This window comes from Streptomyces capitiformicae (genome assembly GCF_002214185.1).
Taxonomy (GTDB): Bacteria; Actinomycetota; Actinomycetes; order Streptomycetales; family Streptomycetaceae; genus Streptomyces; species Streptomyces capitiformicae.
In genome coordinates this window covers 4,798,135-4,813,584 of the sequence record NZ_CP022161.1, presented here as the reverse complement: position 1 = coordinate 4,813,584, position 15,450 = coordinate 4,798,135, and the positions used below count along the sequence as shown (strand labels likewise).

Below are 15,450 nucleotides of genomic sequence, written 5' to 3'. Positions count from 1 at the left end.
TCCTCTCTCATCGGCTGATGCCACTCAGGGACAGGGGACTGACACGCCCCGTTGTCCTCGCGACACACGGGTGCGCAGCAGAACCGCTCGGCCGGCCCGGTCAGCTCTGCGGCAGCGAATACGCCTTTTCCTGGATCGAATACAGCTCCGCGTAGCTGCCGCCGAGCGCCATCAATTCTTCGTGCGAGCCGTGCTCTACCAGTCGGCCGCGGCGCATCACGAGGATCAGGTCGGCGCCGGCCACGGTGGAGAACCTGTGGGACACGACCACGGTGACCGCACCCGTTTTCTGCGCCAGGTCACGGGCGTTCCGCATGTAGGTCTCGAAGACGGTCTGCTCACTGGGCGCGTCGAGTGATGCGGTCGGCTCGTCGAGCACCACCATGACGGGTGCTTCCCGCATGGAGGCGCGGGCGAGCGCGGTCTTCTGCCATTGCCCCTCGGACAGGTCGGTGCCGCCGAATTCCTTGCCGAGCTGGGTCCGCAGGCCGTTCACGAGCCGCGACGGCAGGTGCTCGGCATCGGCGGCCCGCAAGGCGGCGAGGATCCGGTCAGAGTCGTCCTTGTTCGGCAGGTCGCCCAGGCCCACGGCTTCGCCGAAGGTCGTGCGGTACCGTCCGAAGTCCTGGAAGGCGACGCTGAGCCGTTCCCACCAGTCGGCCGCGTTCAGGCTCGTCAGGTCATTGCCGTCGACCGTTATCTTTCCTTCGTCCGGCCGGTAATACTTGCACAGCAGCTTGACCAGGGTCGTCTTCCCGGAGCCATACTCACCGACCACCGCCACGACCGACCCGGCCGGCAGGTCGATGGTGACTTCATCGACCGCCGGGTGCTTCGTACCGGGGTACATATAGCTCACCCGGTCGAATGCGATGCCCTTCTCTATCCGCCGGGGAACGGGTACGCCGGTGACGGGCCGGGCTGCCTTCTCGCGCGCCACGTAATCGCGCAGCCACAGGAAGGGATCGAGCAGCCGCTTGTACGAGGCCACCTCGGCGGACCTGGACACGGTCTGCTGGACGGCCGACCGGAGGGTCGTCGCGACGGTGACGGTCAAAACGATGTCGCCCGCGGAGCCTCCGGCGGTCAGGGCCTGTCGCACGACGAACGCGAGTGCCGCCGCGTACCCGAGCATGAAGATCACCCAACCGCAGAGCTTCCAGCCCGCGGAGGCGAGCTGGGCCCGAAACCGCGCCTCGACAGCCTCGTCCCAGGCCGCTGTCTGACGCCGCGCCAGCTCTCCCCCGGCGCTTGTGATGCGCAGCTCCTTGCCCGGGCCGGCGGTCGTCAGCAATGTGAAGAGGTGCTTCTGCAAGCGCATCGCTTCCGCCGTGGCGACTTCGGCCTTCGCCACCGCGCCCTGGCCCCGCTTGTCCAACCACAGGGGCACCGCGGCGAAGGGCAGCAGCGTGAGCAGCCATGGATCGACGGTGTTGAGCAGGAGCAGCAGGACCGCCAGCCTGACGGTGGAGAGAACGGCCTCGACCACACCCCAGGTGGAGTCCATGACCCCCCACCCGGCTCCCCGCAGCACCGTGATCCGATCGAGGAACTGTGGGCGCTCCAGATGTTCGATTCCCTCGACGCCGACGATGTACCGCATGATCAGGGTGTCGAGCTCGGCGACGCCGATCCGCTCGATGGCCTGCAGACGTAGCGTCTGGGCCACCCCTCGCAGCACACTTGTGGCGGCGTAGCAGACGGCGGCGGTGGTCGCGGCGATGATGCTCGACGCGAGAACGCCCCGTTGCGCCGCGTCGATCGCGTCACGGAGCGCCAGCCCCGTGAAGGCGAGGGCAGCGATGTCAAGCACCTGACAAAACAGGAACAGCGTCAGAAAACCAGGCCGTTGCTTCCAGCTGAGTTTCAGCAGGCTCGCCCAGAGAACCAGGTAGCGGTTCACACCAGCTCACCTGCCTCGGCACGGTCGTCGAATCCGCGGACGAAGCGCTCAGCCTGAATGGTGTACATCTCGGCGTAGGTGCCGCCCAGGGCCATGAGTTCGTCGTGTGAACCGGACTCGGTGACCCTCCCCCCGTCGAGCACGACGATCCGGTCGGCCCGGCGGACTGTCGCGAGACGATGGCTGATCAGCACCACCGTGACATGCCGCGCGGCGTCCATCAGCCGGTTGAACAGGCCCTGTTCGGTGCGCACGTCGAGGTGCGCCGTCGGTTCGTCGAGTACGAGGATTTTCGCGCCGACCCCTACCGAGTAGAGCGCACGGGCGAGGGCGACCTGCTGCCATTGCCCCCCGGAGAGGTCGACACCGTCACTCCTCGACCGGGACAGCGGAGTCTGCCAGCCCGCGGGCAGACGCTCCACGACATCTCCGAGACCGGCTTCGGCAGCCGCCGCGTCGATCGCGGCGTCGTCCCGGCGCACCGCACCGTCTCCCAGCGCCACGTTCTCCCGCGCGGTCAGCTGGTACCTGACAAAATCCTGGAACACCACGGAGATCTGCCTGCGGAACGCCTCGATGCCGTCGTGGTCGATCGGCCCCCCATCGGCGGTGATACGTCCGCTCGTCGGTTCGTACAGGCCCGCCAGCAGCTTTGCCAGCGTCGATTTGCCCGCCCCGTTCACGCCCACGATCGCGAGTGTTTCTCCCGGCCGTATCCGCAGGTCGAAACCTTCCAGGACGAACCGCTCGCTGCCCGGGTACCGGAAGGACACCCCGTCGAACTCGATGAGCGGCGCCTGACCGCCCGGGCGGTCGGACCCAGGAGAAGCACCGCTCTCGTCGCCGCTGCTCACAGGACCGTCCTCGGATGTCCCGGCATCGGTCGAAGCCGCACGACCCACGATCGCCCGCAGCTCCCTGTACGCCCTCAGAACGGGGATCGATCCTTCGATGTCGGACGCCTCGTACACGCTGCCGATGCTCAGGATGACGGCGTATCCCGCGGACATCACCGCAGCGGCTGTTCCCACTGTCTGGTCCCCGCCGACGGTTCCGGCGATAACGGCCACGTACACCACGATGAGCGGGGCGGCATGGAGGAGGAAACTGATCCACTGGGCCCTCGCGGCCGCCAGTTGAAGACGCCAGGCGGGTGCGAGCATGGCCGTCAGGTGCCCGAGCCTTCGCTCAAGGGCCCACTCGCCGTAGCCGAACACCCGGACTTCCTTGCTGTCGGCCGCATTGGTGAGGACGTCCTGCCAGTAGCCCGCGCGACGCCCCTCCCCCAGACCGGCGGCCCACACCTTATTGATGCGGACGAGCTGCCGCCGACGTACCGCGCGGCCGGCCAGGACCGGCAGGACCATCACGGGAACCGTCCACCACGCGTAGGTCGCGAGCACCGCGGCGGAGGCCGCGACGCCGAGGTACCGGGCGATCAGGGTCAGCTGGGCGACAGCCCCACCGCCCGGGGTCTCCTCCGTCCAGTTGCTCGGCTCAGCGGCTGACAGCCGTACCAGGTCCTGGACGTGGGGGTCCTCCAGAGCGGCGATGGTCGGGGTGGAAACCATCAGCCGGCTGACCCTCGCCCTGTGCGCACCGTCGATCCTGGACTTGGCCAGAAAGGTCAACGGGGGCAGGAACGCGTCGAGCGCGTGACCGATCAGCACCGTTAGCACGAAGAAGGCCAGCGGAGCCACCAGCCAGGTCTGCGGTCCCGAGGCGTCGGAGACGCCTTGCGAGGCGCTGATGAGTTCGGCAGTCGCCACGGCCGTCACCGCAGGCACGGCATTCTGGACGAGCAGAATGCCGGCGATCGCCAGCATCAGAGGCGTACCCGCGCCAGGGAGAGCGCCGAGCAGGGCCACGCGGTCAGCGACGCTCTCTCTCCAATGTAAAAGCACTCAGTCCCCCGTTCCGCGGCAAGAACTCGCCGCACCGTTGGTCGAACGGCGGCAATCGATGTCAACTCATCGAGCCGATTGAATACCGTACCTATACCCCGAATAGCCTGGCAAGCCATCGGAATACATAATCATCGACTGCTCGATTTCCACGGGAACATCCGGGGCTCGTCCTTCCGCAGCCACTGCGGGACGCTCGCCTCCGACCTCCGCGCATCAAGACGACTCAGGCATCGAAGCGCTTCGACGTCGCAGGATGCTAGGTCACAGTCAGGACCGAGTCAAGGACTTTGAAAGGGCGGGCATGATTTCACCGGATCAGTGGCGGCGCACCGATCCGTGAACAGGGGCCTTCCTGCACAGACCAGCTCTTTACACACCGATTCTTTACACTTCGAGTCGGCACCCTTTTTGCCCCGACACACAAGCTTGCGCTCACTATGCCCGCAGGTGCGGGCGGCCCTTCGATGCCAGACGACACGAGATTCGGACGGCGCCCGGCCACACAAGAGTAAAGGGGTTGACATGAAACTGACCCCGAGTTACGCTTTCGAAGCGCTTCGATTAATGTTTCATTATATTTGCGAAGCGCTTCCACCAAGTCATCCTTTTTCTTTGTGCGTGAGACGCAGTGGAACAACGAAACGGGGACGAGAAATTGAGCGACGTGGTGAGTACGGGGCGCCGGTCGGCGCTCTCACCCGCAGATCACCGAATGGCCGCGTCCGTTGCCGAGCAGTACGAATTATCCGGGGCCGAGGTTATCGACGATCTCGGCCTCTGGGGACAGACGTTGCGTCTGCACTGCCGCACAGCCACCGGTTACCACTTCCTCATCAAGGAGAAGGCTCATTACCTTTCTTCGGAGGACTGGCCGGTACATCTCGCGGTCCATCGCTGGTCGCAGCGGGCGGGCGGTCCCGTCTCCCCACTGCTCAGCACCCAGGCGGGGGACGACGGGGTCATCCACCAGGGAAGGTATTTCGAGGTACAGGGGTGGGTCGAGGGCCGCCTGCCGACCGACGGTGACGCCGAGGAGTTCGGCCGTACCCTGGCGCTCTTCCACCTGAGCGTCGCCGGGATGCCCCCAGGCTCCCGGGACCGCCCTCGGTGCCGGTACCGGTGGACCCCCGACGACCCGGCGGGCCTGGGGGACTACATCGACCGGTACTGCCGGCCCCGGGCCGCCCACGGGTCACCGGCCGCCGCCCGGCTCGCCGAGTTGCGCCGGAAAGTGCGCGACCTTCCGCAGGACGGCCCGGCCGGGGGGCTCGTGGGGTCCTACCTGCACGGCGACACCGCACTGGCGAACACCGTCCGCACCGGCGAGGGCTTCCTCAGGCTCATCGACTTCGATGACGCCCGGTGGGGACACCGCATCTTCGACCTCGTCCACGCGATGGCGATCACCGCCGGGTTCGATCCGGACCTCACGGGTCAGCATGCCATCCGGACCGAGTGGGCACTTCAGCGGGCACAGGCGCTTTTCGACGGATACCGCTCGCTCATCGAGCTGACTCCAGCGGAGCGCGAGGATTTCCCCCGCCAGATGACCGTCGCGGTGATCGCGACCGGTCTTTCCTGTCTCGACATCGACGACCCCGAATTCGAGTTGCCTTCCGACCTCGCGGACCAGCTGGGTCACCTGTCGGCACTCGTCGAGGACGTCCCCTCTCTGTCATCAGCCGTGACCCGACCATGAGAAAGGCAGGCCCTCGTGTTCTCCAGCTGGCCGAAGTCCGAGAGCTTGATGGAGCGCTCCCGCAAGGTCGTCTCGTCCACTCGCCCAGACCTTGACGGAACGTTTCCCTTCGTCGTCGCGAGCGGTCTCGGCGGCTACGTCACCGACCTCGAGGGCAACCGCTACCTGGATCTGACGGCTTCCACCGGCGCCGTGCTGCTGGGGCACCGCCACCCGGAGGTGTCTGCGGCGACCATTGCGGCGATAAACGACGTGGGCTCCATGTTCCCCACCACCACCTCTCCGCTCCTCTTCGAGGTGGCGGAACGGCTGACGAACATGTTCCCGTCGGCCGAGAGGGCACTGTTCTTCCGCACCGGGTCGGAGGCGACAACAGCGGCCATACGGCTCGCACGCATGGCCACCGGTCGGCGGACCGTCCTCACCAGCGGATACCACGGCTGGCACGACTGGCACCTGCAGATGTTCCCCCAGTTCCGCATGGAAGACCCGACGCACATCGACTTCGCCTACAACCTCAATCTCCTCGAACTGCTTCTGGACCGGTACGCCGGCGACGTCGCCTGTGTCATCGTCACCCCCGACCTCAACTTCTTCCCCCACGAGTACTTCGCCGAGCTGCGGGAACTGACCAGCCGAAAAGGCGTGATTCTCATCTTCGACGAGGTCGTGACCGGGTTCCGGTACGGCATGGGAGGATTCCAGTCCTCGTCCGGCATAACCCCGGAGATGACCACGCTCAGCAAGGGACTCGCGAACGGCCACGCGATCAGCGCTGTCGTGGGCCGGGCCGAGCTGATCGAGCAGCGCGACAAGACCCATATGTGGGGCACCTTCAACAGTGAGGTCACCCCCCTGGCGGCGGCCGTGGCGACACTCGACGTCTTCGTCCGGGACAACGTGCCCGCGGTGCTGGACCACGTCGGTACGGCTCTGATGGAAGGGCTCGGGGCTCTGTTCAGGTCCGCGGGTGTCCGGGCTGACGCCTTCCGCGTCGGCAGCGACTTCCACATCGTCTTCGAGGACGAAGATCTCGGACAGGCCTTCTACTGGTCGTGCCTGTGCCGCGGCGTGCTGTTCCATCGCTTCGACCGGCAGATCGTGACGGCCGCCCACACCCTGGAGGACGTGCAGTTCGCTCTTGACGTGGCCGGGGAGGCGCTGGCGGAACTGGAAGCCTCCACACCAGCGGCGTTCCAGGGCTGGTCCGAGCCGAGCCCCGAGGCACGTGACCTCCGGTGCCTGAACGAGACGGGCGGCCTGATGGATTACCGCCGCGCGGTGGATGAGATCCCGGACATGTGGACGCTGGTGAACCAGATCAAGGAGCTTCCGCCCTCGCCATGACGGCACCGGGAAGCCCGGAAGGGGTCCCGGAGGATCGCGGTCCATCCATCGTGGCGGGTGCGTCCCGGAAACGGAGTCGAACTGTGAGCAGTCATTCGGACAAGGCGTTCAGAGATCCCTCGCGGCCGCTGAACGAACGGGTGGCGGACCTGTTGGCGCAACTCACGCTCGAAGAGAAACTCGGGCTGCTGCACCAGTATCAGGCGCCGGTTCCCCGGCTCGGGATGGGGCGGTTCGTCACCGGCACTGAGGTGCTCCACGGCCTGGCATGGCTCGGAGAAGCCACGGTGTTCCCTCAGGCCATCGGTTTGGCGAGCAGTTGGAACACCGACCTCGTCCGCTCTGTCGGGGCGGCAGTCGGTGACGAGGTCCGAGGACTGCACAACCGGGAGCCGGACAGGGTGGGGCTGAACGTGTGGGGCCCCGTGGTGAACCCACTGCGCGATCCGCGCTGGGGCCGTAACGAGGAGGGGTACTCCGAAGATCCGTATCTGACCGCCGAGATGGGCGCCGCGTACGCGTGGGGGCTGCGCGGTGACCACCCCACGCATCTGCGCACGGCGCCGGTCCTCAAGCACTTCCTCGCGTACAACAACGAGACCGACTGCGAGTCGACGTCGAGCAACCTGCCGCCCCGGGTGCTCCATGAGTACGAGCTGCCGGCCTACCGAACGGCCATCGCGCAGGGCGCGGCCGAGGGCATCATGTGCTCGTACAATGCGGTCAACGGGCGCCCGACGCATCTGTCGCCCCTCATCAACGAGGTGGTCCGGAAGTGGACGGACGACGAACTGTTCATCGTGAGCGATGCGACGGCTCCATCCCATGTCGTGACCCAGCAGCACTACTACCCGGACCACGTGACGGGCCACGCGGCGCTGCTCAAGGCGGGCATCGACAGTTTCACCGACAACCGTGACCTGGCGGACCCTACGATCGAGCGGCTTGCCGAAGCGCTCCGCCTCGGCCTCATCGACGTGGCCGACGTGGACAACGCGGTCCGGCGGGCCCTGAGGGTCCGGTTCCGGCTCGGCGAGTTCGATCCGCCCGGCTGGTGCCCGTACGAGGACACCCCGACCGACGTGATCAACAGCCCGGAGCACCAGGCCCTGGCCCGGGAAGCGGCCAGGCAGGCCACGGTGCTGTTGCGGAACGACGACGGGGTACTGCCGCTCGATCCCGGTCGCATCCGCCGTATCGCTGTGATCGGCCCGACGGCGGATCAGGTCCACACGGACTGGTACAGCGGAACACTGCCCTACTCCGTTTCGATCGTGCGGGGCATCGCGGAGCATCTTCCGGACGCTGAGGTGACGTTCGCAGAGGGCATCGACCGGGTCGTCATCCGCTGCGCGCCCACAGGTGACTGCCTGACCACCGCCGGCGGTCCGGACGGCACAGGGTTGACAGTCGGGCGGGACAGCGGCGAGGCCGCCGCCCGGTTCGATCTCGCGGACTGGGGCAACGGCATCGTCACCCTGCGTTCGGTGGCCCACGGCCGGTACCTGGCCCCCAACGAGTCCGGGGCGCTCGTCAGCGCGTCCGCGCAGCCCGGAGGGTGGCGCGTCCAGGAGACCTTCGTCCCGGAGGCACGAGGCGACGTCACCGTGCTCCGCCACTGCGCGACAGGTCGCTATGTCCGTGTCGACGACGACGGGGTCGCGCGCCTGGGCGCGGACAGCGCCCGGCACGCCACCGGATTCGTCATCGACAGGGTCAGCAGCGGAGTCGAGGCGGCTGTGGCGGCCGCCCGTGAGGCGGACATGACCGTGGTGGTCATGGGCAACCACCCGCTCATCAACGGACGGGAGGACGACGACCGGTCCGACTTGCGGCTGTCCCCCGCGCAGGAAGCGCTGCTGCGTGCGGTTCACGCCGTCGACCCCCGTACGGTGCTGATCCTCGTCACCGGATATCCATGCGCTGTCAACTGGGCCGACGCGCACGTCCCGGCGATCCTCTGGTCCTGCCATGGCGGCCAGGAAGCGGGAAGGGCCATGGCCGACGTGCTCTTCGGCGACGCCGCTCCTGCGGGTCGGCTCACCCAGACCTGGTACGCCGACGTCGCCGATCTGCCGGACCTGCTGGAGTACGACGTCATCACCGCGGAGAGCACCTACCAGTACTTCCGCGGCACCCCGCTCTACCCGTTCGGGCACGGGCTGACGTACTCTTCTTTCACCTATGCGGACCTGCGGATGTCAGCCGACCAGATCCCCTCGGACGGCACCGTCACCATCAGCTTCGAGATAGCCAACACCGGCGGCCTGGACAGCGACGAGGTCGTGCAGGTCTACACGCGGCAGTCCCGGTCGCGGGTCAAGCAGCCACTGCGCCGTCTGCGGGCCTTCCGGCGCGTGCCCGTACCGGCCGGGGAACGCCGCCGTGTGAGCTTCGACATCCCGGCGACGGACCTCGCCTTCTGGGACGCCACACGGGGTCGTCCGGTCGTCGAGGCGGCCTGTCACGATGTCCTCGTCGGGCGCTCCAGCTCGGACATCAGACTGACCGCCCGGCTGGAGGTCGAGGGGGAGCACATACCGCCGTGGGACGCGTCGCAGCCGATGCCCGCCTTCTCAGCGGACGATCGCGGCGCCGTACGGCCGGTGGACGCGACCAAGGAGACGGGCGACGCGGTGTTGGCGACCGTCGAGAGCGACTGGGTCGCCTTCCGCGGTGTCGATTTCGGTACCGGTGTGCACGGTTGCGTCATGCGGCTGTCCAGCACGCACGACCAGGAAGCGGACGTGTCGCTGGTGCTTGACGACCGGTTGAGCGGTGAGGTCCTCGCGACGGTCACCGTCAAGGGTGCGGCTGACCGGTACGCCTGGAACGAGGTGACGGTGCGGACCGTTCCGGTCGCCGGAGTGCACGACCTGTATGTGGTGTTCGGCGCTTCCGGTCTGTGCCTGCGGGACCTGAGGTTCCTGCGCGACGACTCCCCACAGGCGCCCCGGCTCGACATGTGAGCACCGATCCATCCACTTGGCACGCTGGACACAAGGTGTGGGAGTAACCACTGTGACGACCCATGTTGACGGCATCGGCTTCACCGATGATGACGCTGCCCGTTGGCCGCGCTCGATCCGGCACATCGAAGAGGCGCACACCATCACGACGTCGCACCGGACCGATCTCGAGGGCCGGTACCCGTGTGTAATGACACATGGCAGCGGGGCCGTGATCACGGACCTGGACGACCACGACTACCTTGATCTGACGAGCGCCTTCGGTGCTGTGCTCGTCGGGCACGCGGAGCCCGCGGTCGTGGAAGCCGTCACGGCCGCCGCTGCGTCCGGCAACCTCTTCTACACCAGCGCCAGTCCTCGCCGCCTCGAACTGGCACAGGCCCTGCTGCACTGGTTCCCCTGGGGAAGTCGGGTCCTGTGCTTCAAGACGGGTTCCTGCGCCGTAACCGCAGCCGTGCGCCTCGCCCAGCACGCCACCGGCAGGCAGGGCGTCCTCACTTACGGGTACCACGGATGGCACGACTGGCACCTGGAGGCAGTGCCGGAGTACCGCTTGTTCCCGTCGTACGCCACCGGGCTGGACGGCGGCCCGGAAGAACTGCGGGAGGTCCTGCGGCGCAGGGCCGACCAGATCGGTGCAGTCGTGGTCACACCGCTCCCGCACCGGTACCCGCCCGAGCATTACCAAGACCTGAACCGCATCGCGCACGAGCACGGCTGCGCTTTCGTACTCGACGAGGTCAAGACGGGGATCCGGGCCGGCGCCGGCGGTTACACCGCCCGCGCCGGCCTCAACCCCGACGCTGTCACCGTCTCCAAGGGACTGGGCAACGGTTTTCCGATCTCCGCGGTGGTCTGCCGGGGCGAGATGGCCCTGGCCCACCACCGTTCGCACGTCTGGAACACCTACCAGCACGAGCAGACCGCTCTCGCCGCCGCCCTCACGACACTCGATCTCACCCAGCGCTGGGACGTGCCCGGAACAGTGGCCGCGGCGGGCGAGTGGGTGGTCGACCAGCTGCGCGGCCTCTTCACGGAACACGGCATTCCGCTGGAGCTGGTCGGCTGGGGGCCAAGCTTCGAGCTGGACGAAACCGACGACAGCGGGGTCCGGGAGCGGTTGCAGCAGACACTCCTGCGTCACGGCGTCTTCTGTGACGTGGAAGACGACTTCAACATCAGCTACCGGCTGGCCGAACAGACCGAGGTGCTGATGGAGCGTTTCACGGCCGCGGTACGGAAGCTGTAGTCGCCCTTCGGCCTCGGCCGCGCCATCCCGCCGCCCACCACCGGTCACGAGTCATTTGGAGCAGAACGTGGCGAACACCCTTCCGCAGGAGAGTACGACGGACTCCTTGAGACAGTGGTGGGACGGGCCGCTACCGGAGCGGCTGCGAGAGCGGACCGTCGTGGCCGAATCGCAGAACACCGTCCTTCGAGACTTCATGAGTCAGTTCGACGTTCGAGGGGCGAACGTCCTTGAGGTCGGCGGGAGCATGGCCTCGACCGTTGCCGGGCTTCCGGACCACCGACGCTGGGTTTCGGTCGATCCGCTCGCCCAGGACTCCAGCGAGGACCGGCACGAAGTGATCGGGAAGCCGGTCGAGAAGGCCGGACTCGAGCGGGGCGCCTTCGACCTGGTCTTCTCATGCAACGCTTTCGAGCACATGACCGATCTGACGGAGTCCATGCTCGCCATCCGGGACGCCCTGGCACCCGGCGGCTACGTGTACGCGCACTACGGCCCCATCTGGTCCGGGCCGGACGGACACCATCTGGAGAACGTCTCCTGGGAGGGCCGCGACCTGATCTTCTGGGCAGACAATCCGATACCGCACTGGACGCACCTCATGCTGGAGCCCGAGCAAATGGGCGAGATGCTGGAGGAGTACTTCGCCCCCGGCCTGGTGCAGAAGATCGTCCACAGCGTCTACCACGACGACTGGATCAACCGCCGCTTCTTCGAGGACTACCTCGAGGCCTTCCGCGAGGCGGGCCTGACGCTGGTGTCACTCGAGGGCCAGCACGTGGTGGACTACGAGTCGAAGTACCCCGACGGACCGTACCGCCACCCGGCGTTCACCAGGCTGCTCAGCCAGGATCCCGAACTGGGACTGAACCGCCGGTTCGGACCGAAGTACCGCAACTTCCGGTGCCGGGACATGCGAGTGGTCCTTCGGCGGCCGAAGACATCCGCCGCGTCCTGAGGTCCCATGGCACCGGCATCCACCACACCCAGGCGGCCCCGGGCCCGTCCCACCGCCCCGGGCACCCGCCCGTCGCCTTTCGCGTCACCGGCTTCGGCCACCCCATGAGGAGCGAATCAGTGAACAACCTGTCCCCATCGACGGCAGACGACGCACCGGAGGTCCAGCCCTTCCGCGACCGCGCTCTCCCCCTGGACGCACGGGTGGACTCGCTGCTCGCGCAGCTGACGCTGGACGAGAAGATCTCGATGCTGCACCAGTGGGCGCCTGCGGTTCCCCGGCTGGGTCTCGCCGCGTTCCACACCGGCACAGAGGTACTGCACGGTGCCGTCGTCGAGACCAGCCCACTGCCGACCACCGTCTTCCCCCAGGGCGTCGGGCTCGGCGCGACATGGAACGCAGAGCTGCTCGAACAGGTCGGAAGGGCCGTGGCCACCGAGGTGCGCGCCCACCACGAGCGCGATCCGCAGTGCAGCCTCAACGTCTGGGGGCCGGTTGTCAACCTGCTGCGGGACCCCCGGTGGGGCCGCAACGAAGAGGGGTACTCCGAAGACCCGCGGCACACCGTGGCCATGGCCACGGCCTACTGCCGCGGTCTGCGCGGAGGCGACACCGGGGAGGCGACGCTGCCTCTGGCGACCGCCCCGACACTCAAGCACTTCATGGCCTACAACAAGGAGTCCGGCAACGTCACCACCTCCTCGCAGGTGCGGCCACGGGTGCTGCGGGAATACGACATCCTTCCATTCCAGCGCACGGTCGAATCCGGTGTGGTCAGCGGTGTCATGCCGTCCTACAGTGCCCTCAACGGCCGTCCCAACTCGCTCAGCCCGTACCTCGCCGAGCTGCGTCGACAGCAGCCCGACCTGGTGGTCGTCACGGACGCCTACGCACCCAGCAACCTCGTGCACGAACACAGGTACTACGAGGACCGGCCGCACGCGTACGCCGCGGCCCTCCTGGCGGGTGTCGACAACTTCACTGACCACGACGACGATTCGAGTGTCACCCTCGACGCCCTCCGCACGGCCCTGTCCGACGGCCTGCTGGACGTGGCGGACATCGACCGCGCGGCCCGCAGACTCCTGCGCATGCGTATGTCCTTGGGCGAGTTCGACCGGCCGGCCCGCCCGGCAGAACGGTCCGCGGAGCCGGCGCCCCCGGAGCACCTGGCACTGGCCCGTGAGGCGGCCCGCCAGGCGATGGTGCTGCTGAAGAACTCCCCCGAAGTTCTGCCGCTACGCCCGGGCAGCCGGGTGGCCGTCATCGGCCCCCTCGCCGACCAGGTCTTTCTCGACTGGTACGCCGGGAAGGCAGGGTACGAGGTCAGTCCGCTCTCGGGCCTGCGTGAAGCGCTCGGAGCCGATCTCGTCGGCTACTCGGAGGGAGTGGACCGCATCGCGCTGCGCCCGGTGGAAGGCGGTCGGCTGGCGTGCGGCGAGGACGCACCGGCCAGGATCGACACCGGCCCCCTGGGGCCCGAGCACTCCTTCGATCTGTTCGATTGGGGCGAGGGCCAGTACAGTCTCCGCTCGGCAGCCACCCGCATGTTCCTGCGGCTGCGCCGGGACGACGGCGCACTCGTCGGTGACCAGGAGAAGCCAGGTCTCGGCTGGGACGTCTATGAGACGTTCCACTTCGTCCCCGTTGACGACGGCGTGGTGTTGCGCAACGTCTACACCGAGCGATACGCGGCGGTGGGTGAGGACGGGAGCGTCGGGTTCTCCGCCACCACCCCCGAGGAAGCCGTCCGCTTCCGGCAGGAGACGCTCGTCGACGGGGTGGCCGAGGCGGCACGCACGGCGGCGGAGGCCGACGTCGCGGTCGTGGTGGTCGGATCGCATCCCCGCATTCCTGGGCGCGAGTGCCACGACCGGGCCGACATCGGCCTGGCGCGACGGCAGGAGGAACTGCTGCAGGCGGTCCACGAGGTGACACCACGGACCGCGGCCGTGCTGATCAGCGGGTTTCCCCTTGCGGTGAACTGGGCGGCCGAACACGTGCCGACGCTTCTGTGGTCCTCGCACGCTGGTCCGGAGCTCGGCAACGGGCTCGCCGATACGCTGACCGGCCGGAGCGCCCCGGCCGGCCGCCTGCCGCAGACCTGGTACCGGTCACTGGAACAAGTAGGGGACATCTCCGACTACGACATCGTGAAGAGCGCCAAGACGTACCTGTACCTGCGCACCGAGCCGCTCTTCCCGTTCGGGCACGGGGTGGGGTACACCACGTTCCACTACAGCCCGCTCCGCCTGAGTGCCACATCATGCGAGAGCGGCGACACCGTGTCGGTGAGCGTCGACATCACCAATCTGGGCGATGTCGACAGCGATGAGATTCCCCAGCTCTACGTCAGGGCGCCTGGACGCGTCGTCCCACGGCCTCTCCGTGAACTGCACGGTTTCGAGCGCGTCCGTATCTCGGCCGGCACCACCAGAACCGTGGAGTTCGCCCTGCCGGTCGCCGAGCTCGCGTTCTGGGACGTCGAGAGCGGTACGTACCGGGTGGAACCCGGAGAGCACCAGATCATGGTCGGCCCATCCGCCGGGGACGTGCGGCAGTCCTCAGCCCTCACCGTGAGGGCCGAGGAGCTGCCGCCCCGCGACCTCAGCGGGCGGATCGTCCGCGCGATCGACTTCGACGACTGCCATGGCGTTCGCCTGGTCGACGAGACGCGTCGGAGCGGGGAGGCGGTCGAGGCCGTCGGCGCCGGATCCTGGCTGTTGTTCCGTGATGTCGCCTTGCGTGACGTGACAGGCGTCGTCGCCCAGGCGTACCGAACGCAGGCGGGCCCGGTCGGCATCGAGGTGTGTCTCGACGCTCCGTCCAGCGGTACCTCCATCACGACGCTCGAGGTCCCGGAGCGCGAAGGCCGTTGGCCGTGGACCACCGTGGCCGCGGCCGCGAAGGCGGAGGACGGACGCCACGATGTGTATCTGCTGTTCACCGGCCCGGCCTTGCTGGCTTCCTTCTCCCTGACCCGTGACCCGGAAACGGCCTGACGAGGCAGGCTGGGATTCCCGCGGCGCCCCCTTCACCGGCCAACGCGGCGGTCCACGTCCGGGCGCCGCGTTGCTGTGGCTCGGGTACGTGGGCGTCGGCGAGCCCGTTTTCCTCGTGTTCACTCCCCGTCGATCATGCCCGGGAGCTTCTCCGTCTCCTGTGCGGAGACCGTGTCGTCGAGCGGAGACCAGCAGTCGTCCTCCGGGAAGAGCCTCCACATGTATGTGGGCACCACCGGCCTACGATGCATCGAACGCGAGTCGCAGCGAGTGCAGCGCGGTACGGCCTCCGGTCGCGCCCGCCTGCATTCGAACAGCGGGTCGCCCACGATCTGGTGTCCGATCCATCCCAGACAGACTCGGATCTGGTGGCGCCTCCCCGTGAATCGTCGCCACGGACAGGTCTGGTTCGTCGA

Annotated in this window: 8 protein-coding genes; 6 read left to right on the top strand and 2 right to left on the bottom strand. The window is 67.6% G+C overall.

Features of this window, described 5'->3' with window-relative positions:
• Window positions 1-100: 100 nt before the first annotated feature.
• Complete coding sequence (locus CES90_RS21430; RefSeq protein WP_189781587.1) at window positions 101-1,903, bottom strand: ABC transporter ATP-binding protein; 1,803 nt, start codon at window positions 1,901-1,903, stop codon at window positions 101-103.
• Window positions 1,900-3,729, bottom strand: coding sequence for an ABC transporter ATP-binding protein (locus CES90_RS21425; RefSeq protein ID WP_189781586.1), 1,830 nt, complete (start codon window positions 3,727-3,729; stop codon window positions 1,900-1,902). The genes CES90_RS21430 and CES90_RS21425 overlap by 4 nt, the downstream gene beginning before the upstream one ends.
• A gap of 793 nt (window positions 3,730-4,522) precedes the next feature.
• On the opposite strand from CES90_RS21425, the gene CES90_RS21420 reads away from it, so the two are divergent.
• The 6 genes from CES90_RS21420 to CES90_RS21395 all read left to right on the top strand — a co-directional run bounded on the left by CES90_RS21420 (window position 4,523) and on the right by CES90_RS21395 (window position 15,034).
• A complete protein-coding gene (locus CES90_RS21420) occupies window positions 4,523-5,509 on the top strand; it encodes a phosphotransferase enzyme family protein (protein ID WP_189781585.1) in 987 nt (328 codons plus the stop codon).
• Window positions 5,510-5,524: 15 nt separating this feature from the next.
• Window positions 5,525-6,856: an aminotransferase class III-fold pyridoxal phosphate-dependent enzyme gene (locus CES90_RS21415; RefSeq protein WP_189781584.1), complete on the top strand. Its 1,332-nt coding sequence runs from the start codon at window positions 5,525-5,527 to the stop codon at window positions 6,854-6,856.
• A gap of 83 nt (window positions 6,857-6,939) precedes the next feature.
• Entirely contained in the window at window positions 6,940-9,825 is a 2,886-nt protein-coding gene (locus CES90_RS21410) for a glycoside hydrolase family 3 protein (RefSeq protein ID WP_208921433.1), read from the top strand.
• 190 nt (window positions 9,826-10,015) lie between these two features.
• Window positions 10,016-11,074 (top strand): aminotransferase class III-fold pyridoxal phosphate-dependent enzyme, encoded by a 1,059-nt coding sequence (locus tag CES90_RS21405; protein WP_189781582.1) that lies wholly within the window; start codon window positions 10,016-10,018, stop codon window positions 11,072-11,074.
• A gap of 247 nt (window positions 11,075-11,321) precedes the next feature.
• Entirely contained in the window at window positions 11,322-12,032 is a 711-nt protein-coding gene (locus CES90_RS21400; protein ID WP_229913672.1) for a methyltransferase domain-containing protein, read from the top strand.
• A gap of 119 nt (window positions 12,033-12,151) precedes the next feature.
• Entirely contained in the window at window positions 12,152-15,034 is a 2,883-nt protein-coding gene (locus CES90_RS21395) for a glycoside hydrolase family 3 protein (protein WP_189781580.1), read from the top strand.
• Window positions 15,035-15,450: the final 416 nt, after the last annotated feature.

Excerpts from the sequence above, each read along its gene's own strand:
- CES90_RS21425 (WP_189781586.1), bottom strand. The coding sequence starts at position 3,729 with ATGCTGGCGATCGCCGGCATTCTGCTCGTCCAGAATGCCGTGCCTGCG.
- CES90_RS21420 (WP_189781585.1), top strand. The coding sequence starts at position 4,523 with ATGGCCGCGTCCGTTGCCGAGCAGTACGAATTATCCGGGGCCGAGGTT.
- CES90_RS21405 (WP_189781582.1), top strand. The coding sequence starts at position 10,016 with ATGACACATGGCAGCGGGGCCGTGATCACGGACCTGGACGACCACGAC.
- CES90_RS21400 (WP_229913672.1), top strand. The coding sequence starts at position 11,322 with ATGGCCTCGACCGTTGCCGGGCTTCCGGACCACCGACGCTGGGTTTCG.